The 20,395-nt window shown below is 64.0% G+C and carries 24 protein-coding genes; 7 read left to right on the top strand and 17 right to left on the bottom strand.

What is annotated here, in order from left to right:
- Nucleotides 1-85 precede the first annotated feature (85 nt).
- Together rpsD and ttcA are read left to right on the top strand one after the other, a co-directional pair.
- Entirely contained in the window at nucleotides 86-703 is a 618-nt protein-coding gene (gene rpsD / locus FQ775_RS08115; RefSeq protein WP_146298224.1) for a 30S ribosomal protein S4, read from the top strand.
- Nucleotides 704-868: 165 nt separating this feature from the next.
- Nucleotides 869-1,741 carry a tRNA 2-thiocytidine(32) synthetase TtcA gene (ttcA, locus tag FQ775_RS08110; protein WP_146298223.1) on the top strand — a complete coding sequence of 291 codons (873 nt, stop codon included), beginning with the start codon at nucleotides 869-871 and terminating at the stop codon, nucleotides 1,739-1,741.
- On the opposite strand, the gene FQ775_RS08105 is transcribed toward ttcA, so the two are convergent.
- The 5 genes from FQ775_RS08105 to FQ775_RS08085 all read right to left on the bottom strand — a co-directional run bounded on the left by FQ775_RS08105 (nucleotide 1,738) and on the right by FQ775_RS08085 (nucleotide 7,548).
- Nucleotides 1,738-2,979: a multidrug effflux MFS transporter gene (locus tag FQ775_RS08105; RefSeq protein WP_146298222.1), complete on the bottom strand. Its 1,242-nt coding sequence runs from the start codon at nucleotides 2,977-2,979 to the stop codon at nucleotides 1,738-1,740. The genes ttcA and FQ775_RS08105 overlap by 4 nt on opposite strands.
- A gap of 107 nt (nucleotides 2,980-3,086) precedes the next feature.
- Entirely contained in the window at nucleotides 3,087-3,422 is a 336-nt protein-coding gene (grxD, locus tag FQ775_RS08100) for a Grx4 family monothiol glutaredoxin (RefSeq protein ID WP_146298221.1), read from the bottom strand.
- A 129-nt stretch (nucleotides 3,423-3,551) separates the two neighbouring features.
- Nucleotides 3,552-3,785, bottom strand: a complete 234-nt coding sequence (locus tag FQ775_RS08095; RefSeq protein ID WP_146298220.1) for a BolA/IbaG family iron-sulfur metabolism protein — start codon at nucleotides 3,783-3,785, stop codon at nucleotides 3,552-3,554.
- An 11-nt stretch (nucleotides 3,786-3,796) separates the two neighbouring features.
- Nucleotides 3,797-6,019 carry a phosphoribosylformylglycinamidine synthase subunit PurL gene (gene purL, locus FQ775_RS08090; protein ID WP_146298219.1) on the bottom strand — a complete coding sequence of 741 codons (2,223 nt, stop codon included), beginning with the start codon at nucleotides 6,017-6,019 and terminating at the stop codon, nucleotides 3,797-3,799.
- 113 nt (nucleotides 6,020-6,132) lie between these two features.
- Nucleotides 6,133-7,548, bottom strand: a complete 1,416-nt coding sequence (locus FQ775_RS08085) for an aminotransferase-like domain-containing protein (protein WP_146298218.1) — start codon at nucleotides 7,546-7,548, stop codon at nucleotides 6,133-6,135.
- Nucleotides 7,549-7,634: 86 nt separating this feature from the next.
- Here FQ775_RS08085 and FQ775_RS08080 point away from each other — a divergent pair, with 86 nt between their 5' ends.
- Entirely contained in the window at nucleotides 7,635-7,895 is a 261-nt protein-coding gene (locus FQ775_RS08080) for a DUF1127 domain-containing protein (RefSeq protein WP_146298217.1), read from the top strand.
- Here the strand turns inward: FQ775_RS08080 and FQ775_RS08075 are convergent.
- Both FQ775_RS08075 and FQ775_RS08070 read right to left on the bottom strand, forming a co-directional pair.
- Entirely contained in the window at nucleotides 7,892-8,563 is a 672-nt protein-coding gene (locus FQ775_RS08075) for a Pr6Pr family membrane protein (RefSeq protein ID WP_246730301.1), read from the bottom strand. The genes FQ775_RS08080 and FQ775_RS08075 overlap by 4 nt on opposite strands.
- Nucleotides 8,554-8,967, bottom strand: a complete 414-nt coding sequence (locus tag FQ775_RS08070; protein WP_146298216.1) for a hypothetical protein — start codon at nucleotides 8,965-8,967, stop codon at nucleotides 8,554-8,556. Before FQ775_RS08070 ends, FQ775_RS08075 begins: the two co-directional genes overlap by 10 nt.
- Before the next feature lie 178 nt (nucleotides 8,968-9,145).
- Between FQ775_RS08070 and FQ775_RS08065 the strand changes: the two genes are divergently transcribed.
- Nucleotides 9,146-10,441, top strand: a complete 1,296-nt coding sequence (locus tag FQ775_RS08065; protein ID WP_206064851.1) for a flavin-containing monooxygenase — start codon at nucleotides 9,146-9,148, stop codon at nucleotides 10,439-10,441.
- A gap of 13 nt (nucleotides 10,442-10,454) precedes the next feature.
- On the opposite strand, the gene FQ775_RS08060 is transcribed toward FQ775_RS08065, so the two are convergent.
- The 4 genes from FQ775_RS08060 to purC form a co-directional block, all read right to left on the bottom strand.
- On the bottom strand, nucleotides 10,455-11,093 hold the full coding sequence (locus FQ775_RS08060) for a thioesterase domain-containing protein (protein WP_146298214.1): 639 nt from the start codon (nucleotides 11,091-11,093) through the stop codon (nucleotides 10,455-10,457).
- Nucleotides 11,094-11,166: 73 nt separating this feature from the next.
- Complete coding sequence (gene purQ / locus FQ775_RS08055; RefSeq protein ID WP_146298213.1) at nucleotides 11,167-11,835, bottom strand: phosphoribosylformylglycinamidine synthase subunit PurQ; 669 nt, start codon at nucleotides 11,833-11,835, stop codon at nucleotides 11,167-11,169.
- A gap of 33 nt (nucleotides 11,836-11,868) precedes the next feature.
- A complete protein-coding gene (purS, locus tag FQ775_RS08050) occupies nucleotides 11,869-12,111 on the bottom strand; it encodes a phosphoribosylformylglycinamidine synthase subunit PurS (RefSeq protein ID WP_146298212.1) in 243 nt (80 codons plus the stop codon).
- 15 nt (nucleotides 12,112-12,126) lie between these two features.
- Entirely contained in the window at nucleotides 12,127-12,894 is a 768-nt protein-coding gene (gene purC / locus FQ775_RS08045) for a phosphoribosylaminoimidazolesuccinocarboxamide synthase (RefSeq protein WP_146298211.1), read from the bottom strand.
- Between the two features lie 260 nt (nucleotides 12,895-13,154).
- Here purC and FQ775_RS08040 point away from each other — a divergent pair, with 260 nt between their 5' ends.
- Both FQ775_RS08040 and FQ775_RS08035 read left to right on the top strand, forming a co-directional pair.
- The gene (locus tag FQ775_RS08040; RefSeq protein ID WP_146298210.1) at nucleotides 13,155-13,475 is read left to right on the top strand and encodes a DUF1476 domain-containing protein; all 321 of its coding nucleotides are present in this window, start codon (nucleotides 13,155-13,157) and stop codon (nucleotides 13,473-13,475) included.
- 100 nt (nucleotides 13,476-13,575) lie between these two features.
- Nucleotides 13,576-14,346, top strand: a complete 771-nt coding sequence (locus FQ775_RS08035; RefSeq protein ID WP_146298209.1) for an HpcH/HpaI aldolase family protein — start codon at nucleotides 13,576-13,578, stop codon at nucleotides 14,344-14,346.
- Between the two features lie 7 nt (nucleotides 14,347-14,353).
- Here FQ775_RS08035 and FQ775_RS08030 read toward each other — a convergent pair whose 3' ends face one another.
- The 6 genes from FQ775_RS08030 to FQ775_RS08005 form a co-directional block, all read right to left on the bottom strand.
- Nucleotides 14,354-14,902, bottom strand: a complete 549-nt coding sequence (locus FQ775_RS08030) for an RBBP9/YdeN family alpha/beta hydrolase (protein ID WP_146298208.1) — start codon at nucleotides 14,900-14,902, stop codon at nucleotides 14,354-14,356.
- Between the two features lie 76 nt (nucleotides 14,903-14,978).
- Entirely contained in the window at nucleotides 14,979-16,286 is a 1,308-nt protein-coding gene (purB, locus tag FQ775_RS08025; RefSeq protein ID WP_146298207.1) for an adenylosuccinate lyase, read from the bottom strand.
- A gap of 58 nt (nucleotides 16,287-16,344) precedes the next feature.
- Nucleotides 16,345-16,782 carry a hypothetical protein gene (locus FQ775_RS08020; RefSeq protein WP_146298206.1) on the bottom strand — a complete coding sequence of 146 codons (438 nt, stop codon included), beginning with the start codon at nucleotides 16,780-16,782 and terminating at the stop codon, nucleotides 16,345-16,347.
- Between the two features lie 83 nt (nucleotides 16,783-16,865).
- Entirely contained in the window at nucleotides 16,866-17,594 is a 729-nt protein-coding gene (locus FQ775_RS08015; RefSeq protein ID WP_146298205.1) for a DUF2259 domain-containing protein, read from the bottom strand.
- Between the two features lie 71 nt (nucleotides 17,595-17,665).
- Entirely contained in the window at nucleotides 17,666-18,667 is a 1,002-nt protein-coding gene (locus FQ775_RS08010; protein WP_146298204.1) for a P1 family peptidase, read from the bottom strand.
- The gene (locus FQ775_RS08005; RefSeq protein WP_146298203.1) at nucleotides 18,664-19,734 is read right to left on the bottom strand and encodes a branched-chain amino acid ABC transporter substrate-binding protein; all 1,071 of its coding nucleotides are present in this window, start codon (nucleotides 19,732-19,734) and stop codon (nucleotides 18,664-18,666) included. The genes FQ775_RS08010 and FQ775_RS08005 overlap by 4 nt, the downstream gene beginning before the upstream one ends.
- 140 nt (nucleotides 19,735-19,874) lie before the next feature.
- Between FQ775_RS08005 and FQ775_RS08000 the strand changes: the two genes are divergently transcribed.
- On the top strand, nucleotides 19,875-20,369 hold the full coding sequence (locus FQ775_RS08000) for a flavin reductase (protein ID WP_146298202.1): 495 nt from the start codon (nucleotides 19,875-19,877) through the stop codon (nucleotides 20,367-20,369).
- Nucleotides 20,370-20,395: the final 26 nt, after the last annotated feature.

Genomic DNA, 20,395 nt, shown 5'->3' with positions numbered 1-20,395 from the left:
GCCTCGAAAACGGAGGCCAGAGGAGGGCGCGTTTCCTTCGCCCGGTGCGTGAGGCGCCGGGTGCAACGTTTTGAAAGGAAATGCGATGAGCAAGCGCGAATCGTCCAAATACAAGCTCGACCGCCGTCTCGGCGAAAACATCTGGGGCCGCCCCAAGTCGCCGGTCAACCGCCGTGAGTACGGCCCGGGCCAGCATGGCCAGCGCCGCAAGGGCAAGCTGTCCGATTTCGGCCTGCAGCTGCGCGCCAAGCAGAAGCTGAAGGGTCATTACGGCGATATTTCCGAAAAGCAGTTCCGACGCACCTACGAGGAAGCCAACCGCCGCAAGGGGGATACCTCGGAGAACCTGATCGGGCTGCTGGAGTCGCGCCTCGACGCCGTCGTCTATCGTGCCAAGTTCGTGCCGACGATCTTCGCCGCGCGCCAGTTCATCAACCACGGCCACATCCAGGTGAATGGCCGTCGCGTGAACATCTCCTCCTATCGCTGCCGTCCCGGCGACGTGGTCACCGTGCGTGAGCGGTCGCGCGAACTGACGATCGTGCTCGAGGCCGTACAACTCGCCGAGCGTGACGTGCCCGACTATATCGATGCCGATCACTCCAAGATGACCGCGACCTTCGCTCGCGTGCCGCAACTGGCCGATGTGCCCTATGCGGTGCATATGGAGCCGAACCTGGTCGTCGAGTATTACTCGCGCTAGGGTTCCGCTACGTCAGCTTTCAGGAAAGGCGGCCGGAGAGTCGCCTTTTTTGTTGAGTTGGGGGACTCTATCAACCGCAGCTCGGGCATATCCGGGACGGCGCGCTGATCCAGCCGCGGTGGCCGGGCGCTTGCATCGCCATGCTCGCGCCGATATCAGCAGGCGATGACGTTGCAGGCTCCCTCGATCGAGATGACCGCTGGCGAGGCCACCGGCGCGCACGAGTTGTTCGCCGGCGCGCCGGCCACCGTCGAATTCAACAAGCTGCGCAAGCGGCTGGTCCGGAACGCTCGCCAGGCGATCGACGACTTCGCCATGGCGCGGAGCGGCGAGCGGTGGCTGGTGGCGCTGTCCGGCGGCAAGGACTCCTACGGTCTGCTTGCGATCCTGCTCGATCTCAAATGGCGCGGCCTCCTGCCCGTCGAGTTGCTGGCCTGCAACCTTGACCAGGGGCAGCCGAATTTCCCCAAGCACGTGTTGCCCGATTATCTGGCCTCGATCGGCGTGGCGCATCGCATCGAATACCAGGACACCTATTCGGTCGTCACGGACAAGATCCCCGAGGGCAATACCTATTGCTCGTTATGCTCGCGGCTGCGGCGAGGACATCTCTATCGCATCGCGCGCGAGGAAGGATGTTCGGCACTGGTGCTGGGCCATCATCGCGAGGATATCCTCGAAACCTTCTTCATGAACTTCTTCCATGGCGGGCGGCTCGCATCGATGCCGCCGAAGCTGGTCAATGACGAGGGCGACCTGTTCGTGCTGCGCCCGCTGGCCTACTGCGCCGAGGCCGACCTTGCCCGCTTCGCCGAGGCGATGGCGTTCCCGATTATTCCCTGCGACCTCTGCGGCAGCCAGGAAGGGCTGCAGCGCGGCACCATGAAGGAGATGCTCGACGGTATCGAGCGGCGCATGCCGGGCCGCAAGGACACCATGATCCGGGCGCTGGCGAATGTGCGGCCGAGCCATCTGCTCGACCGCTCACTGTTCGATTTTGCCGGTCTTGCGCGATCCGCTTCCGGGCTGGGCGATTAGACCGGCTGGTTCACCGTCTGGAACAGCCTGCCGCGTTCGGCGACAAGCACAGCCGCCAGCCCCAGAAGGGCGGCTGCGAAATACCCCCCAGAAAGCGGCGTCACCGTGCCGTCGAAGGCCTGGCCGATGATGGCGCCGAGAACACCCCCACCGAGCGTCTGGATGAAGCCTTGCGCTGAGGACGCCGTCCCGGCCACGTGCCCCAGCTCTTCGAGGGCCAGGGCATTGAAGTTGGAAACGATCCAGCTGAACTGCATCATCGCCAGGGCGAAGAGCGTCAGGAACAACCAGAACGGCACCGGCCCGGCCAGCGAGAGCAGAAATGCGGCCCCGGTCATGACCGCAAAGCCGACCAGCGCCGAATGGGCGAGACGCCGCATCCCGAAACGGCCGACGAGTCGCGAGTTCAGGAACGACGACAGCGCCATCAGGCCGGCGACAGCAGCGAAATAGACCGGAAACATCGTGCCGACCTGGTAGATGCCGACATAGACCTGCTGTGCGGAATTGATGAAGCCGAACAGCGCGCCGATAATGCCGGTGATCGCGATCGTGTAGCAGACCGAAAGCCGGTTGGAGAGCACGATCTTGAAGCCCTCGACAATAGAGGCTGGCGTGAAGGCTCGTCGATGTTCGGGCTTCAGCGTTTCCGGCAGGCGCAGCCAGGTCCAGACGGTGAAGACCAGCGACACGATGCCGATGAACAGAAACACCGCCGGCCATTCGAAAAACAGCAGCACTACCTGCCCGACACCGGGCGCCACGACCGGCACGATCATGAATACCATGAAGACCAGCGACATCACCTCGGCCATTGCGCGGCCGCCGAACGTGTCGCGGACGATCGAGACGGATATGACCCGCGTCGAGGCAGCGCCGAGGCCCTGGATGAACCGGAACAGGAGCAGCATGCCGAAACCTGGCGCGAACACGCAGGCAAAGGCGGCCACGACATAGACACCGAGGCCGATCAGAAGGGGCAGGCGCCGGCCGAAGCGGTCGGAAACCGGGCCGAAGACCAGCTGGGCAAGCCCGAAGCCGGTGATGTAGGCAGTGATGACATATTGGCGCGCGTTCTCGTCCTCCACACCGAGGCTGGCGCCGATCTGCTGCAATCCCGGCAGCATGACGTCAATCGCCAGTGCGTTGAGCGCCATGAGTGCGGCCGCAATGGCGATGAACTCCCAGCGCGGAATCGCGAGACGAGGCGCCTGCGTGCGGGCGGTCTGCTGGTCCATGACGATTGGTCCTGAGCGAATGCGGAAACGAAAATGCGCCGGAGGCCCGGCGCATTTCACCTACCGTCGCCCCGATCTGCGCCGGGGCGGCAACAATGATCGGAGAGTCAGGCGGCGCCTTTGGCGGCGACGCCCTTTTCGCCCAGGAACGGCTGTAACTCGCCAGCCTGGAACATCTCGCGGATGATATCGCAGCCGCCGACGAATTCGCCCTTAACGTAGAGCTGCGGGATCGTTGGCCAGTTGGAATATTCCTTGATGCCCTGACGAAGCTCGTCGGAAGTCAGCACGTTGATGCCCTTGTAGTCGACGCCGAGGTAATCGAGGATCTGCACGACCTGACCGGAAAAACCGCACTGCGGAAAGCCCGGCGTGCCCTTCATGAACAGCACGACGTCGTTGCCCTGAACTTCGCTGGAGATGAAATCGTTGATGCCTGCCATGGGGAGATCCTTTCTCGGCCGGGTGCAAGGCCCGGCGAAACAAATCGCTAGCCTTTATCTATTGTACATGCCCGCGCTTCGCAATCGTCGCCTGTCAGCAGTGCGACCAAGAGGTGCGGCAGAGCCCGGTCAGTCGGGGGCGCTTGTCTGAAGGGCAAGCGCGTGCAGGACGCCGCCCATCTTGCCCTTCAGGGCCTCGTAGACCATCTGGTGTTGCTGGACACGGCTCTTGCCGCGAAAGCTTTCCGCGACGACTTCGGCGGCATAATGGTCGCCGTCTCCTGCGAGATCGCGAATGGTCACCTTCGCGTCCGGGATCGCCTCCTTGATCATGCTTTGGATATCGTGCGCGTCCATGGCCATGGGGAAGATCCTCAGTCAGCGCCGTCCATGAAGCGCGGAAACCACGATTCGTGGGCGGCCTTCAACTCTCCCACCGATATGGCACGCGCCCCACCCAGTTTCAATTCGCTACCCCCGGTATTGCCGATCCAGGGCGCGAAGATGCCGATATCCACCGCACGCTCGGTCAGGAACCAGTCGATCTTGTCACGGGGTATCGTAACGAGGTAGCGGCCCTGGTCCTCGCCGAAAAACACCGGCATCGGCGACAGGTCGCGCAACTGGTTGACCGTGGCGCCAATCCCCGATGCCATCGCCATTTCCGCGAGCGCGACGGCAAGGCCACCGTCGGAGAGGTCGTGGACGGCCGTAACCGCGCCCTCGGCGATCAGTTCCCGAACGAAATCGCCGACCCGCCGCTCATGGTCGAGATCGACCGGCGGCGGCGGTCCGTCGCGGCGTCCATGGATGTCGCGCAGATAGATCGACTGGCCGAGATGAGTGCCCCAGGCAGCGGGCGCGCCGACCAGAACGATTGCCTCGTCCGCCGCGGCAAAGGCAGCCCTACGCATCAACGACCGATCGCGCAGCAGCCCGACGCCGCCGATCGTCGGCGTCGGCAGGATCGCCTGGCCGTTGGTTTCGTTGTAGAGTGAGACGTTTCCCGACACGATCGGGAAGTCGAGGGCTCGGCAGGCCTCGGCGATCCCTTGTACGGCGCGCACGAACTGGCCCATGATCTCGGGGCGTTCGGGATTGCCGAAATTGAGGTTGTCGGTCGCCGCCAGCGGCTCGGCGCCAACAGCGGTCAGGTTGCGCCAGCACTCTGCGACCGCCTGCTTGCCGCCCTCGAACGGATCGGCTTCGCAATAGCGGGGCGTCACGTCGCAGGAAAACGCAAGCGCCTTGGTCGCATGGCCCTCGACCCGCACCACGCCGGCGTCGCCGCCCGGAATTTGCAGCGAGTTGCCCTGGATCAGCGTATCGTATTGTTCCCACACCCAGCGTCGGCTCGACAGGTCGGGCGAGGCGAGCAGTTGCAGCAGTGAATCGGCGACATCGGCCTCGGGGATGTCGGCGGCGTCGAGCGGCGCCGGAGCGGCCGGCTTCGCCCATGGCCGGTCGTATTCGGGCGCCTGGTCGCCGAGTTCCTTGATCGGCAGGTCCGCGACCTCTTCGCCCTGATGGCGGACGCGGAAGCGCAAATCATCGGTCGTCTTGCCGACGATCGCGAAGTCGAGGCCCCATTTGCGGAAGATCGCCTCGGCCTCGGCTTCCTTTTCCGGCCTCAGAACCATGAGCATGCGCTCCTGGCTTTCCGAAAGCATCATCTCATAGGCGGACATCAGGCGCTCGCGCACCGGCACGCGGTCCAGATCGAGTTCGATGCCGAGGTCGCCCTTGGCGCCCATTTCGACTGCGGAACACGTTAGGCCGGCGGCGCCCATGTCCTGGATGGCGATGACAGCCCCGGAGGCCATGAGCTCGAGGCAGGCCTCGAGCAGGCACTTTTCCGTGAAAGGATCGCCGACCTGTACGGTCGGCCGCTTTTCGTCGATGGCGTCATCGAATTCGGCCGAGGCCATGGTGGCGCCGCCTACGCCGTCGCGGCCGGTCTTGGCCCCGAGGTAAACGACGGGCAGACCGACGCCTTCGGCCCTGGAATAGAAGATCGCGTCCGACTTCGCGAGGCCTGCGGCGAAGGCATTGACCAGGCAATTGCCGTTGTAGCGCGCATCGAACTCGACCTCGCCACCGACCGTTGGCACGCCGAAGGAGTTGCCGTAGCCGCCGATGCCGGCGACGACGCCGGCGACCAGGTGGCGCGTCTTGGAATGATCCGGTGCGCCGAAGCGCAGCGCGTTCATCGCGGCTACCGGGCGAGCGCCCATGGTGAAGACGTCCCGCAGGATGCCGCCGACCCCGGTCGCGGCACCCTGATAAGGCTCGATGTAGGAGGGGTGGTTGTGGCTCTCCATCTTGAAGACTACGCAGTCGCCGTCGCCTATGTCGACCACGCCGGCGTTCTCGCCCGGGCCCTGGATCACGCGCGGGCCGCTGGTCGGCAGGGTTCTCAGCCACTTCTTGGAGGATTTGTACGAGCAGTGCTCGTTCCACATTGCCGAAAAGATGCCAAGTTCGGTAAAGGTTGGCTCGCGCCCGATCAGGTCGAGAATGCGTTGATATTCATCCGGCTTGAGCCCATGCGCGGCCACAAGTTCGGGCGTGATCGGAACGGTGTTCGGAATTGTCATGGAGGACCGTATGCTGCGGGGTCGCTGGCGTCAGCCTCACATAGCGCATGCTCGGCACGCGATACACCTGAAATCAGGGTGCCGTTTCAGGTTTTCGACGACAAATCCGCCGATCAGCCGTAGCTGTCATAACCTGCCGAGCCACCCTCGAGCAGGTTGCGCAGCGTCGTGAAACCCGCGTCCAGTTCACCCCGCGACTTCGGAACCGAAAATGCAATGCGCACCCTGTGGTGTACGTCGCCGGTGCGCACGGGCTTGTATTCGTCCTCGTCGTCGATCAGCACATTCTCGTTGAGTGCCGCGTTCTTGAAGGTGCCCGACAACCAGGGTTCTGGAAGTTTCATCCACAGGAACGGCGCGCGCGGATGCGAGGTGAACTCGCAGCCATCAAAGGCCTTGCGCGCCATGGCTTCGCGCGTTTGCAGTTCGTTGCGCACCTTGTCGCGAATGGCATCGGCCTCGCCGGAAAGCACCAGACGGGCGGCGAGTTCGGCGAGAAGGAAAGGCTTGCCCCCCGTGAGCATCTTCGACGTGGTGAGGATACGGGCAGCGTAGTGGGGCGGGCAGGAAACCCAGCCGGAACGGAGCCCGGCGGCAACGGTTTTCGACAGGCTCCCAACATGGAAGGTCCGCTCCGGCGCGAGCGCGGCGAGGGTGACCGGCTGGCTCTCAAGCATGGCGCCATAGATCGCGTCCTCGATGAGCCACACATTGTGCTTGCGCGCAACGTCGACGATGGCGCGGCGTCGTTCCTCCGACATGATGGCGAGGGTCGGATTCTGGAGCGACGGGATCAGGAAGGCGATCTTTGGATGTTGCTGGGCGCACAGGCGCTCGAAATCCTCCGGGTCGACACCGCCGCCATCCGACGCCATCGCCACCACCCTGCGGCCGATCAGGCTGGTGCTGCGCGCAATTGACGAGTAGGTCAGTCGTTCGAAGGCCACGCGGTCGCCGGGCGCCGTGACGGCCGCGATGACCGCCAGGATCGCGGCATGCCCGCCAAGCGTCGGCACGATCGATTGCGAGCTGGGGCGCCAGTCGCCGGCGGTGAGCCAGCGGCTGCCGGCTTCCTGCCAGCTTTCCGACGGCGCGTGCACATAATTGACGATCGCTTCCGGGTGCTGGCGGACGATCTGGCGGGTGAGATCCTCGATGGCTTGTGACTGGCCGACTTCGAGGGCGGCGGTGGAATCAAGGCGCAGCTTGCCCGGAGGCGGCGACAATCCGCGCGTACCGGCAAGAAGCGGGGGCAGGGTTGGCGGCTTGCCGGGCGCGACGTCCTCGCGGTCGAGCACATACGTGCCCCGGCCGACTTCGCCGGAAACCAGCCCGCGCTCGCGTGCTAGTGCGTAGGCGCGGCCCACGGTTCCAACGGTCACGCCAATATCGAAGGCCAGGTTGCGTTGAGGGGGCAGTTTCGCGCCGGTCGGGAGGACGCCGGTATCGATGTCGTTTTCGATTCGATCCGCCAGCCGAACATAAAGCGGACCGGCGCCGTCGTCGAGCGTTGGGAGCCAATTTGTCATCGTATCATTTTTACGATTGTAACCGTCATCCTGTCAATCCATGTAGGCAGCTGACTGAAGTTTTCAGTGAGCAAGGCAGATCGGAAATGAAAAAGGGTACAATCGATACATTTTGGTTTGCACCGGGTGATGAATTGCATTGGTCGACAGCCCTTCGCAAGCTCCGGAACGACTATGTGCGTCGTCTGGTGGTCAGCACCGTGTCGGCGTGGCAATTGGCGGAGAAGCTAGCCGCCCGGCAGCGCAGCCGCGGCTGTCTGGCGGAACTGACCGACGAACAGTTGAAGGACATTGGCGTCACGCGCTCGGAGGCGCGGCGCGAGGCGGGGCGGCCGTTCTGGGACTAGCTCCGGGCGATCTCATCGCGACGGGCGCTGCGGATCGGCACCAGCCAGCGGTCGGCGAGCAGGATGATGACGGAGGTCGTGATGAAAAGCGCGAGCATCACGGCGACGGATGTCGCGACCGCCACCATTCCTCTCGCCGGATCGAGGAACGGGTAGGGCATTTCGCCTGCGAGCGGATAGCGTGCCATCACATAGGCGAGGTAGGCCAGCGGATAGCCCAACCAGAGCGCGAGGTCGGATTTCCGTGTGCTGCCATCTGCGCCGACCAGCCCCCACCAGGCAAGGTAAAGCGCCGGCGCTGCATAGTGCAGGATGATGTCGCATAGCAGAAACCATCCGCGCGGCTGCCAAAGCGGCGCCAGCACCGCGACGTACACAACAAACACCACCGTTATCGCCACCGCGACGCCGGCCCTGGTTTGCGGCGAGGCGAAGAGTGATGGCCTGCCCAACTGTTTCGAGCCCGCGACCAGATAGACTGCGACAACCGCGATGTTGGTCAGGATGGTGAAAAAGCTGAAGAAATGCGCGACGGCTCCGGCCAGGCTACGGCCCGCATCGAGCGAAGCCGGTATGGAGATCACAAATTGCAGCAGCAACCCGGAAAGCCCGGCAATCAGGCCTGCAAAACGCGCCGCCGCGCCGAGCCTGGCGGCTGTCAGGCGCAACCGGCCGACCCGTCGGTCCAACGCCGCAGGTCGTTTGCGACCCTGTTGCCGAGGGGTTGTTCCATGACAGGGCCGAACGCATCGACCTTTGCCGGGTCGCCTTCGGCCTGAACGACGAGAAGCGGGCGCGCCTCCGGGTTGCGGGCAGGAACCAGCAGGAACCGCGGGCGGCCGGAGAACGAGTTGAGTTCATCCGCCAGGCGATAGGGCTTGAACGCCGCGTCACCGCTCGCGAACCAGCAACTGTGCGCTGTACGCGCCAGATGTTCCATTGTCCGCAACGCCGCCGACTTGCCCGACGTCGAAACGCTGCCAGGTCCTGTCGTGGCTTGACAGGAAACCAAACCGAGCAGCGCCGGCACTATCAAGAGCGCGCGCCGCCACGACCGCCTGCGCCGCAGCATGCCAATATCCTCAATCAGCCGATATCGCGGGTGCCTTGGTACGCCGATTCGGTCCTAACAACCACCGAGCGTTCGGGTGTCGCCATGGCATGAGCGTTCGAACGGTGAAAAGTTGACCCCGATTATTGACTTCGCTAGCGTGCAGCGCCTTAAAGCGAGCATGAATCCTCGCCGGACCATGACGGTACATCGCCAAGTTTGCATCATCGGTGCAGGCCCCTGTGGCCTGACGACGGTGAAGAACCTTGTCCAGGCGGGGGTGACCGACATTGTCTGTCACGAGGCACTGCCCGAAACCGGAGGCATCTGGGCCTACAGCACGGATCCTGATCGCCCGAGCGTCTATGAATCGGCGCATACGATCTCGTCGAAGGCGCTGTCGCAGTTCCGCGATTTTCCTATTCCCGAAACCTATCCGGATTTTCCGTCGCACCGGCAGGTGCTCGACTACATGCGCGCCTATGCCGAGGAATTTGGTCTCGCCGATCATATTCGGCTGAATTCGCGCATCGAATCGGCGCGGCGCGACGACCAGGGAATTTGGCATATCGAGGGCAGGGGCTCGGACGGTCCTTTTCACGAGACCGCCGACCATCTGATCGTGTGCTCCGGCCATCATCGCGAGGCGGAACTGCCAGAGCTCAAAGGATCCTTCGACGGCGAGAGGATACATTCAGGGCGCTACCGACGCACGGCCCCGTTTGCCGGCAAGCGCGTTCTGGTGGTGGGTGCCGGCAATTCCGGCTGCGACATAGCAGCAGCGCTGTCGCGGGTTGCCGAGCATGTGAGCCTGAGCGTGCGCTCCCCGCAGCATATCATCCCGAAGCTGATGTTCGGCCGACCGGTGGACATGCAATATGCCAAGATCCAGAACTTTCCAGGCTTTCTGCGCCGTGCATTGGTCAGTCTCGGCCTGCGTCTGATGATCGGCCCCTACCGCAAATACGGGCTCGCCGAACCCGACTCGTCGCCGCTTGCGATGCATCCGACGCTCAATTCCGACATTCTGGAACAGTTCCGTCATGGCCGCGTGATCGCGCGGCCGGGCATCAAGGAGGCTGAAGGCGACATCATTCGCTTCGTCGATGGCAGCGAAGGACGCTTTGACACCATCATCTATGCGACCGGCTACAAGATCGACTTTCCGTTCCTTGACCCAGCCGACTGTGTCTGGGCCGACGAAGTGGACGTGCCGCTCTACCTGAAGATCATGCCGGAGGCGGTCGACAACCTCTATTTCGTCGGCCTGATCCAGCCGATTGGGTGTATCTGGGCACTGGCCGACCTTCAGGCTGGCCTTGTTGCCCGCAAAATCGCGGGCACCTGGAGACGGCCCCGCGACATCGACAGGCGGATCGCGCAGGAAATGCGTCGCGATCGGCAGCAGTTCGTTCGCAGCCGGCGGCATGCCGTGGAAGTGGATTTTCACGACTACAGGCGCGAGATTGCGCGCGCGACCGCCGAGGTCGGCTGAAGGTCGCGGCCTGCTATCGGGCCGCGCGCAGGATCTCGCTCAGAATCTCGGACTGGATGACGTCATCACGTGTCATTGTCCAATGTCCGGTACCGCTGCCGATGATCTCGCTGCGGTCGCGAATGTCGATATTGCGCACCCGGCTTGACTTGACGCCGCCGCCTGCGAGCTTCGTCCCGAGCACGTTTGCCGATATGTAGTAGTTGACATAACGCCGCACATTGCCGGCCAGCGGGCCGCCTTTCGTAGGATCGATCGTGACCACGAGATCGACGGGGATGTTGTCCTGTTCGAGCAGCGCCGCCACCTGGAGAGCGGCGTTGCCGCCGAAGGAATGTCCGACCAGTACGAGCGGCAGCTTCGGCTTGCCGGCGTGTTGCTTGCGGATCTTGGCGCGGATCGCCCCGCCACTGAGATGGCCATAGACCTCCGTGGCGATGCCTTTCTTCTGCAGGGTCGCGGCCAGCTGGTCGAGCCCGGTCGAAAAGACACCCATGAAGCCGCGCACCATGTAGACCTTGACGGGTCCGCCTTTCGCCGATTGCGCGTTCGCCGATTGTGGAGCCAGCGCCAGAAGAAGAAGCGTCGCAACGGCGACCGTCAGTGCGGCCATGCGCCCGACAAGGCCGCTCGGGCATCGCAGATAGTTCATGTCCTCACCCCATTTCTCGCCCTTGAGGAACCCTGGACAGCCGCCGTGGCGGCTTCAAGGCGCTCCGCTTCTCTTAAGCGGCGCGTTGGAGAACCGCCTCGAACAGGGCGCGGCCGTCCTCGCCGCCATGCGCCTTTTCGATCAGGTTCTCCGGATGCGGCATCAGCCCCAGCACGTTGCCTTTGCTGTTGACGATACCGGCAATGTCGTTCAGCGATCCGTTGGGATTGGTGTCGTTGGCGTAGCGGAAGACGACCTGGCCTTCGCCCTCGATCCTGGCCAGTGTCTCGGCGTCGGTGAAATAGTTGCCGTCGTGATGAGCGACGGGGCAGCGAATGACCTGACCCTGCCGGTAGCGCTTGGTGAAGGCGGTGTCGGCGTTGGCCACCTCCAGCTGAACCTCACGACAGACGAATTTCAGCGAGGCGTTGCGCATCAGCGCCCCCGGCAGCAGCCCCGCCTCGAGCAGGATCTGGAAGCCGTTGCACACGCCCATGACCAGCACGCCCTGGGCCGCCTTCTCGGCAACGGCGCGGATTGCGGGCATGCGGGCGGCGATGGCGCCGCAACGGAGATAGTCGCCGTAGGAAAAACCACCCGGAATGACGATCAGGTCGACGTCCGGGATGTCCGTGTCGGTCTGCCAGACGGTGAGGGGCGGCTTGCCGCCGATCCCGGTCAGCGCCGCGATCATGTCGCGATCGCGGTTGAGGCCTGGGAGGAGGATAACGGCGGATTTCATTCGCGCTTGGCGGCCCTTCCCGGCTTTGACACGTCAGCCAATGCTGATGGCGTAATTCTCGATCACGGTGTTGGCGAGCAGTTTTTCGCACATCGCACGCAGATCGGTCTCGGCCGCGGCCTTGTCGGTACTGTCGATCTCGAGGTCGAAAACCTTGCCTTGGCGCACTTCGCCGACGCCCGAGAAGCCGAGCGTGCCGAGCGCGCCTTCGATGGCCTTGCCCTGAGGGTCAAGGACGCCGTTCTTGAGCGTGACGGTGACACGGGCCTTGATCAAAACCTTGCTCCCCGCTCAGTGCTTGACGAGGGTAGGGCCGGTCGCGCGGATGGCCTCGTTCTCGTTCATGATGCCGAGGCGGCGCGCGACCTCCTGGTAGGCCTCGACGAGGCCGCCCATGTCACGACGGAAGCGGTCCTTGTCGAGCTTTTCCTGGGTGCCGATGTCCCACAACCGGCACGAATCGGGCGAGATTTCATCGGCGACGATGATGCGCATCATCTCACCTTCCCACAGCCGGCCGCATTCGATCTTGAAGTCGACAAGCTGGATGCCGACGCCGAGAAACAGGCCGGAGAGGAAATCGTTGACGCGGATGGCGAGCGCCATGATGTCGTCGATCTCCTGCGGATTGGCCCAGCCGAAGGCGGTGATGTGCTCCTCCGAAACCATCGGATCGTCGAGCGCGTCAGCCTTGTAATAGAACTCGATGATCGAGCGTGGCAGAACCGTGCCTTCCTCGATGCCGAGTCGCTTGGCCAGCGAGCCGGCGGCGACGTTGCGCACCACGACCTCAAGCGGAATGATCTCGACTTCCTTGATCAACTGTTCGCGCATGTTCAGCCGGCGGATGAAATGCGTCGGAATGCCGATCCGGTTGAGATGGGTGAAGATATATTCCGAGATGCGGTTGTTGAGCACACCCTTGCCGTCGACGATGTCGTGCTTCTTCTTGTTGAAGGCGGTGGCATCATCCTTGAAGAACTGGACGAGCGTGCCCGGCTCGGGGCCCTCGTAGAGAATCTTGGCCTTGCCTTCATAGATACGGCGGCGACGGTTCATGGGATGTGCTCGGGTCCTTGGATGCGATGTCTGGGACCGATCGCGGCGGCCTGCGGCCGCAAATCTGTTTCCTGTCCGGCTGCTCTAGCGCATGTACCCTCGCTACTCAATTGGCAAATGACCGCGATCAACGGCTTTCCCTGGCCAAATGCCGCATTGCAGCACAAAAGGTGGCGATTGACCGCAACCGAGCCTTTTGATTTCAAGGGCCAGCCGCCATATTGAGGATCAGGAATCGATCCCGCTCCGGAGAAGACGTTATGACCAGCATGGATGACCGCAAGGACGCGTTCGAGAAGAAGTTTGCCCATGACGAGGAACTGAAGTTCCGCGCCATGGCCCGCCGCAACAAGCTGCTCGGCCTGTGGGCGGCGGAAAAGCTTGGCAAGACCGGCGCCGATGCGGACGCCTATGCCGTTGAGGTGGTCAATTCGGACTTCGAGGAGGCTGGCGATCATGACGTGTTCCGCAAGGTCAGAGGCGATTTCGACGCCGCCGGCGTGGAGCAGTCCGACCACCAGATCCGCCGCACCATGGACGAGTTGCTGGCGGTTGCCGTCGAACAGGTGAAACAAAGCTGAGCGCCACCGCAACACAGCTTAGCCGCCCGCCACGGGCGGGTTTTCTTTGCCGGGCAGGGCCGCGCCTGTTTTCATGCGCCCGATCCAACGGAACGCTTTCATGACGCTTGCTTCACGCCTCGCCGCTGGCGAAACGCTGTTTACCGCCTGGTCCTCGGTTCCCGACACGATCACGGTGGAAATCCTTGCGCGCCAGGGTTTTGACGCCGTAACGCTCGACATGCAGCATGGCGGCCATCACGAAGACAGCGTCGTGCGCGGCATAGCGCCGATTGCTGCCGTGTCACGACACGCTGTGGTGCGGGTTCCGGTCGGACGTTTCGACATGGCGAGCCGCGCGCTTGATTTCGGCGCCGAAGCGGTAATTGCGCCGATGGTGAACTCCGTCGCGGATGCCCGGCGGTTTGCGGCCGCGATGAAATATCCGCCGGTGGGCGAACGCTCATGGGGGCCGACATTCGCCATGCCGCGAGCCGGCATCGCCGACGCCGCCGAATGGCTGGGCAGCCAGAACGCCGCCACCATCTCCTTCGCCATGATCGAGACCCGCGAGGCCTATGCCCTGCTCGACGAGATCCTGGGCGTGCCGGGCATTGACGGCATCTTCGTCGGCCCCTCCGACTTTTCCATCGCCTGGACCGGCGGAGCTCAGATGAACCCCGGGCTCGACGACATGATGCAGGCGATCGCCGACATTGCCGATCGGACCAGGGCGGCCGGCAAGCACGCCGCCATCTATGTCATCGATCCGGCGCTGTGCGGGAGCTTCCACGCGATGGGCTACCGCCTGTTCGCTCTCGGTAACGAGCAGCGCTACATCACGCTCGGAGCCCAGCAATTGTTGGGCGTGGCGCGTGGCGAGATCGGCTGAGGCCGGCTCAAAGCCGCGACAGGAACTTCGCGAACAGCAGCGATCCCTCCGGCCACGGCCCGTAGCCGGATTCCGAATTGATGTGACCGGCATTGCCGGCATCGACGAAAAGCGAGCCCCATGCCGCGGCGATGTCCTCGGCAATGGGGAACTCGCAAAAGGAATCATTGCGGCTGGCGACCACGACCGACGGAAACGGCAGCGGATCGCGCGGATAGGGGCCGAAGGTCATGAGATGCTTTGGCCGGATCGCCGGGTTGGCGACGTCGGGTGGAGCGACGAAAAACGCCCCGGCAATGGGACGCTCGATGGCTGCCAGCGCATGGATCGCGGTCGGGATGCCGAGCGAGTGGGCCACCAGCACGATCGGTTTGTCGGCCTCGTTGGCCACCTCTGCGACACGGCCCGTCCACGCCTCGCGCTCGGGCTTCGACCATTGTTCCTGCTCGACGCGCCGCGCCGTCGACAGCTTCGACTGCCATCGGCTTTGCCAGTGGGCCGGGCCGGAATTGGTGTAGCCCGGGACAATCAGTATGTCGGTTTCTTTGGCCTTCATGCGGCCCATGTAGCGGCGGGCGTGTTGCCGGACAAGTCCGGGAGCCGCCGTCCTTGCAAAGCTTGCAGCAGCCGTCTCAGGCCGCGCCGAAGACCCTGCGGAAGATCGTGTCGACGTGCTTGGTGTGGTAGCCGAGGTCGAACTTCTCGCGGAGTTCCTCTTCGGACAGCGCGGCGCGCACGTCGTCGTCGGCCAGCAGCTCTTCCAGGAAATCCTTGCCCTGTTCCCACACCTTCATCGCATTGCGCTGGACGAGGCGATAGGCGTCCTCGCGGCTGACGCCGGCCTGTGTCAGCGCCAGCAGCACGCGCTGCGAATGGACCAGGCCGCGGAACTTGTTCATGTTTTTCAGCATGTTGTCCGGATAGACGACCAGTTTTTCGACAACGCCCGTAAGCCGGGCGAGGGCGAAATCGAGCGTGACGGTCGCGTCCGGTCCGATCATGCGTTCGACCGAGGAATGCGATATATCGCGTTCGTGCCAGAGCGCGACATTCTCCATCGCCGGCATCGCAAAGGCGCGCACCATGCGGGCAAGACCGGTAAGGTTTTCGGTCAGCACGGGGTTGCGCTTGTGCGGCATGGCGGAGGAACCTTTCTGGCCCGGCGAGAAATACTCTTCCGCCTCCAGCACTTCGGTCCGTTGCAGGTGGCGGATCTCGACCGCCAGCCTTTCCACCGAGGAAGCAATGACGCCCAGCGTGGCAAAAAACATCGCATGCCGGTCGCGCGGGATCACCTGCGTGGAGACCGGCTCCGGCTCCAGGCCCAGCTTTGCCGCCACGTGCTCTTCCACGCGCGGGTCGATATTGGCGAAGGTGCCAACCGCGCCCGAGATCGCGCAGGTCGCCACTTCGCGGCGGGCTGCCCCCAGCCGCTCGCGGCAGCGGGCAAATTCGGCGTAGGCGAGTGCAAGCTTGACCCCGAAGGTGGTCGGCTCGGCATGAATGCCATGCGAACGGCCGATGGTGACCGTGTCCTTGTGCTCGAAAGCGCGCTTCTTCAGTGCGGCCAGCAAACCGTCGACGTCGGCCAGAAGGATATCGGCGGCGCGCACCAGTTGTACGTTGAGGCAGGTGTCGAGCACATCGGACGAGGTCATGCCCTGGTGCACGAAACGCGCCTCGGGCCCGACAATCTCGGCCAGATGCGTCAGGAAGGCGATGACGTCATGCTTGGTCTCGCGCTCGATTTCGTCGATGCGCGCGACGTCGAATTCCGCAGCTCCGCCTCTCTCCCAGATCGCCCGTGCGGCTTCCTTCGGAATGACGCCGAGTTCGGCGAGCGCGTCGCATGCATGCGCCTCGATCTCGAACCAGATGCGGAACTTGGTCTCGGGCGACCAGATGGCGACCATCTCGGGCCGCGAATAGCGCGGGATCATGCGGGAATCCTGACTCTCGGGAATGCCGACGGGGTCGTACCAGAGCCGCCCACGGACCTCAACGCGGTTTCGAAGATTGCCACAGGGCGAACAGGAGAAGCGCCGGAATGCCGACCGGCAGGTAAAGCCGCATGCCGAAGACGGCGAACTGGTAGAGCGCACCCAGAACCGTGAAGACGAGCTGGTAGGTCCAGGTGATCGACAAGGTCGTGTCGTGCCACATGGCGAAATAGGAGCGATAGTAGAATGCATAGGCAAGTGACGTCACACCGAGGGTGACCGAGGCCAGTGCAAGAAGTTGCGCGGCCAAACGGGTCTCAAAACGCCCGCGCCGTGTCAGGAATTGGGCAATTATTGTTGCAGCCGGGTAGGCGACGATCGCGGACAGACCGAACAGGATCGCGATCGCCCTGATATGGAGGTCGTCCTGCCAGCCATCAAGCATCAGGGTTGCAACAGCGCTGGCACTCATGGCCAGGCCCCAGAGACCGGACATGACCGCGAGCCTGGCAAGCGATGCGAGCGGCGACGCCGGAAGGACCTCTTCGGAAAGCAACCTGTCGCTACCCGTTTGTTCCCTCACAGCCGGCCAGTCACAGCGATCCAGCGGTAGTCCGGCCCCTCGAAGCCGAAGGAACGCACGGCGATCAGCACCGCGAACGAGTATGGGCCGGATTGCGGGTGAACGGTCTGGACCGCGCCAAGTCGGTAACCCTGCGGACAGCCGCGGCTTTGCGGGATCGATTCGTCCTGGTGGAGGCGCAGGACGAACTCGCCCGCCTCAAGGTCGATCCGGTTCAGGCGGTAACCGAAAACGGGCCCCAGATCCTTGCATCTGTCGGGGGCCGGCATCGGAATTTCCTCGAGCCGAAACTCGATCGCGGCATCGACCGGGGGAATGACGGGCCGCGGATTGATAGCGATGCGGCCAGGGTCGGCGGACAGCTCTGTGACCGGGTTCAGCGCCGCGAGCGTACCACGGTTTTGCGCCAGTTCCGTGTCGGCGATGACGGCCTGGCCGGCGGTTCGCGCCTGGCTACGCGCATCCTCCAGCGTCGCGTTTTCGTCCTGCAACAGGATGCGGAACGGCGTGCCGGGGACAAAGCTGTCGCCCTCTACGTCGACATAGAAGCGGTTGGCGTAGGGAAAGCCGGAACCGTCCTGCACGCCGTATTCCTCGAACGCGAAGATGGACGCGTCCTGCGAAAACCCGAGTATCTCGAGTTCGGCGATGTCACCGGCCGAGGCCGGCACTGACACCGTCACCGCAGTCGTCAGGAGGCAGGAAGCGGCAAGGCGCAAGGACATGGGGCGACTCCCTTCAGGCAGGCCTCACACTAGCACGGTGTATTGCGGCCGCCATGCGCGCATTGTCGGGCTCAGGCCGACCACGCCGGCATCATGTCGCCCGGCAATGCCTGCGCGGCATGGACGCCCCGAGCGATGGCGCGCGCCATCGTGGCCGCGGCGATGGCGTGGAGATCGATCGCAGCGTTGCCCTCCGGCGCCGGGTGCTCGCCGGTCGCCAGCGCAAACACGAGGTCGCCATCGGCAGGCGTGTGGGCAGGCCAGATGGCCCTGGCCAACCCGTCATGCGCCGCCATCGCCATGCGTTTTGCCGCTGCCTTGGTGAGCGCCGCGTCGGTGGCGACGAGGCCGATCGTGGTGTTGGCGCCAGCCTGCTGCCTGTCCCGGAACTTCAGCCGGACCGCCGCCGCATCGGCCGGCATCGGCTCGGGCAGTCCCAACCCGCCGAACTCGTCGCCAACCTCGAACGGCGCGGCCCAGAAATGCCTGCCCGTGCCGACGGTAGCGGAGCCGACCGCGTTGACGGCAACGATGGCGGCCACCGTGACGCCGCTGTCGAGGACAGTCGACGCCGAACCGATGCCACCCTTCCAACCCGCCGTCAGCGCGCCGTACCCTGCGCCGGCGGTTCCCAGTTCGAAGTCCTGGGCCGCATCGGCGGCCGCCTGATAGCCAAGGTCGCGATAGGGCGGATAGCGGCCCCAATCCTTGTCACCGCCATTGACGAGGTCGAACAGGATGGCTGCCGGTACGATCGGAATGCGCTGGTCGTGAACCTGAAGACCCACGCCGCGTTCACGCAGCAGGGCCTGCACGCCGGAAGCGGCGTCGAGCCCGTAGGCCGAACCGCCCGAAAGCACGATCGCGTTGACGGTCTCGACGCTGTTGTGTGGTTCGAGAAGATCGGTCTCGCGCGTGCCCGGCGCACCGCCCATGACATGCACGGCGGCCACGTAGGGCCGTTCGCAGAGGATTGCCGTCGTTCCGGATCGCAAGCGCTGATCATGGGCATGACCCACGCTCAGGCCGGCAATGTCGGTCAGGAGGTTTCTGGGCCCGGCCTTGAACGTCATTCCTGATCAACTCTCCGGAAACTCTTGCCGTCATAGCGAAAAAGGCGGTAGCGGGTACCCGCCCAGTCGCCAACGTCATTGAAGCGGACCTCGCCCAGCGCCGTATCGAAGCGACCGGTCGCAAGGGCCTGCTCAACCGTGATTTCCGTGGCGACAGCCGCCTCGATGACCGCAAGCGCGACCTGTGCCGCCGCGTAGGTCGGCAAGACATAGCCGTCCGGCGCGACATCCCGTTGATCAAGGGCAGCCAACGCTGCCGGATCGGCGACGTCCGCCCACACTGGAAGACCGACCATCAACGTTCCCTCGACGAGGTCGACGTCCTCCTCCGCCGCGCGCAGCGCTTCGCCGCCGGCAATGACGAGATCGTAGCCGAGTTCCGCCGCGTCACGCCCGAGAATGGCGAGGTCGCTGCGGTCGCCGCCTGCAAAGACGTGGGTCGCGCCGGCCTTGCGCAAGCGCCCCGCCAAGGCGATCTGGTTGGTCAGTTGCGGCCGGAACGTGTCGGTGAAGACCGGCTTGAGAGCGCCAAGTTCAGCTGCCAGGCGAAAGCTTTCGGCGAGTTCCCGTCCATAGATGGTGCCGTCGTCGATGATGGCGAAAAGCACGCCGGCCCATTGCCGGGTCATGATACGCCCGACCGCCGCGGCTTCCTCGTCAGCGCGCGGGGCGAGGCGGAAGACCGACCAGCCACTCTGCTGTCGGCGGTCGGTCAGCGCGTTGATGCGCACGCCGGTGGTGATCACCGGAATGCCTGCTTCGGTGAGGATCGGCAGGGCCGCCTCGATGGCCTCGATGCAAAGGAAACCGACAACCAGCCTCACATCTGCGGTCACAAAAGCCTCCGCGGCCCTGCGACCGCCATCGCCTGAACATTCCGTATCGCTGGCCATGGGTTCGTTGGCCCCCGCAGCACTTAGAGCAGCGTTTGCGCCATCCCGCATCTGCCCGCCGAGCAGGGCAAACGGGCCGGAAAGCGGCGCGGCTACGCCGATCTCGGTGCCGGACGCCACGGCCGGGCAAGAAATTGCGGCGAGCACAATCGCCAAGCGTTTCAGGATGAGCATCGCGCGGACGTTTCGTTCTTCCGGCCTTCACCGGTTTCGTAAAGAAGGCCGGCCCCGCACGCAACATCGCTTGCACCGCGCCGGGTTGTGGCGTAAGCGCGCGGGCCTATATTGCAGGCAGAAAGGGTTGGCGGCACGCGGTGTTGAAAAAGAGCGAAATCGAGCCTCGCCACTATCGTGACGCAATGGCGCAGTTTGCCGGCGCCGTTCATGTGGTGACCACTGATGGTGTATTCGGGCGCCGCGGCGCGACGGTTATCGCCGCTTGCTCGGTTTCGGACAATCCGCCGACCATTCTCGTATGTCTCAACCGCGAGAATGCCAACAATGACTGTTTTGCGAAGAACGGCGTTTTCGCGCTCAACACGCTCTCCATCCAGCAGGAACCGCTGGCTTCGGACTTTTCCGGCCTGACCGGCAAATCCCAGGAAGAACGCTTCGCCGCGGCTGAATGGGCGCGCATCTCGACCGGTGCGCCGGTGCTCAAGGGCGCGCTGGCCGTCTTCGATTGCGAAGTGGTCGAAGCGCATGATTTCGCCACCCACCGCGTGCTCTTCGGCAAGGTGACAGGGCTCGATATCGGCGCTAGCCTGAGACCGTTGCTCTACCACAATCGCTCATACCGCGCGCTCTGAACCGCGGGTGCGGCAAAGCTCCCCGG

Source organism: Nitratireductor mangrovi (assembly GCF_007922615.2).
In the GTDB taxonomy this organism is placed as follows: domain Bacteria; phylum Pseudomonadota; class Alphaproteobacteria; order Rhizobiales; family Rhizobiaceae; genus Mangrovimarina; species Mangrovimarina mangrovi.
This window is presented reverse-complemented; position numbering and strand designations above follow the sequence as displayed.

What these genes read in the sequence shown, in the direction of transcription:
- FQ775_RS08080 (WP_146298217.1), top strand. Translation starts at nt 7,635, where the DNA reads ATGAAAAAGGGTACAATCGATACATTTTGGTTTGCACCGGGTGATGAA.
- FQ775_RS08070 (WP_146298216.1), bottom strand. Translation starts at nt 8,967, where the DNA reads ATGCTGCGGCGCAGGCGGTCGTGGCGGCGCGCGCTCTTGATAGTGCCG.
- FQ775_RS08040 (WP_146298210.1), top strand. Translation starts at nt 13,155, where the DNA reads ATGACCAGCATGGATGACCGCAAGGACGCGTTCGAGAAGAAGTTTGCC.
- FQ775_RS08010 (WP_146298204.1), bottom strand. Translation starts at nt 18,667, where the DNA reads ATGACGTTCAAGGCCGGGCCCAGAAACCTCCTGACCGACATTGCCGGC.
- purL (WP_146298219.1), bottom strand. Translation starts at nt 6,019, where the DNA reads ATGACAATTCCGAACACCGTTCCGATCACGCCCGAACTTGTGGCCGCG.
- rpsD (WP_146298224.1), top strand. Translation starts at nt 86, where the DNA reads ATGAGCAAGCGCGAATCGTCCAAATACAAGCTCGACCGCCGTCTCGGC.
- purB (WP_146298207.1), bottom strand. Translation starts at nt 16,286, where the DNA reads ATGATCCCGCGCTATTCGCGGCCCGAGATGGTCGCCATCTGGTCGCCC.
- FQ775_RS08035 (WP_146298209.1), top strand. Translation starts at nt 13,576, where the DNA reads ATGACGCTTGCTTCACGCCTCGCCGCTGGCGAAACGCTGTTTACCGCC.
- ttcA (WP_146298223.1), top strand. Translation starts at nt 869, where the DNA reads ATGACGTTGCAGGCTCCCTCGATCGAGATGACCGCTGGCGAGGCCACC.
- FQ775_RS08095 (WP_146298220.1), bottom strand. Translation starts at nt 3,785, where the DNA reads ATGGCCATGGACGCGCACGATATCCAAAGCATGATCAAGGAGGCGATC.
- purQ (WP_146298213.1), bottom strand. Translation starts at nt 11,835, where the DNA reads ATGAAATCCGCCGTTATCCTCCTCCCAGGCCTCAACCGCGATCGCGAC.
- FQ775_RS08065 (WP_206064851.1), top strand. Translation starts at nt 9,146, where the DNA reads ATGACGGTACATCGCCAAGTTTGCATCATCGGTGCAGGCCCCTGTGGC.
- FQ775_RS08085 (WP_146298218.1), bottom strand. Translation starts at nt 7,548, where the DNA reads ATGACAAATTGGCTCCCAACGCTCGACGACGGCGCCGGTCCGCTTTAT.
- FQ775_RS08020 (WP_146298206.1), bottom strand. Translation starts at nt 16,782, where the DNA reads ATGTCCGGTCTCTGGGGCCTGGCCATGAGTGCCAGCGCTGTTGCAACC.
- purC (WP_146298211.1), bottom strand. Translation starts at nt 12,894, where the DNA reads ATGAACCGTCGCCGCCGTATCTATGAAGGCAAGGCCAAGATTCTCTAC.
- FQ775_RS08005 (WP_146298203.1), bottom strand. Translation starts at nt 19,734, where the DNA reads ATGCTCATCCTGAAACGCTTGGCGATTGTGCTCGCCGCAATTTCTTGC.
- grxD (WP_146298221.1), bottom strand. Translation starts at nt 3,422, where the DNA reads ATGGCAGGCATCAACGATTTCATCTCCAGCGAAGTTCAGGGCAACGAC.
- FQ775_RS08105 (WP_146298222.1), bottom strand. Translation starts at nt 2,979, where the DNA reads ATGGACCAGCAGACCGCCCGCACGCAGGCGCCTCGTCTCGCGATTCCG.
- FQ775_RS08015 (WP_146298205.1), bottom strand. Translation starts at nt 17,594, where the DNA reads ATGTCCTTGCGCCTTGCCGCTTCCTGCCTCCTGACGACTGCGGTGACG.
- FQ775_RS08030 (WP_146298208.1), bottom strand. Translation starts at nt 14,902, where the DNA reads ATGAAGGCCAAAGAAACCGACATACTGATTGTCCCGGGCTACACCAAT.
- FQ775_RS08060 (WP_146298214.1), bottom strand. Translation starts at nt 11,093, where the DNA reads ATGAACTATCTGCGATGCCCGAGCGGCCTTGTCGGGCGCATGGCCGCA.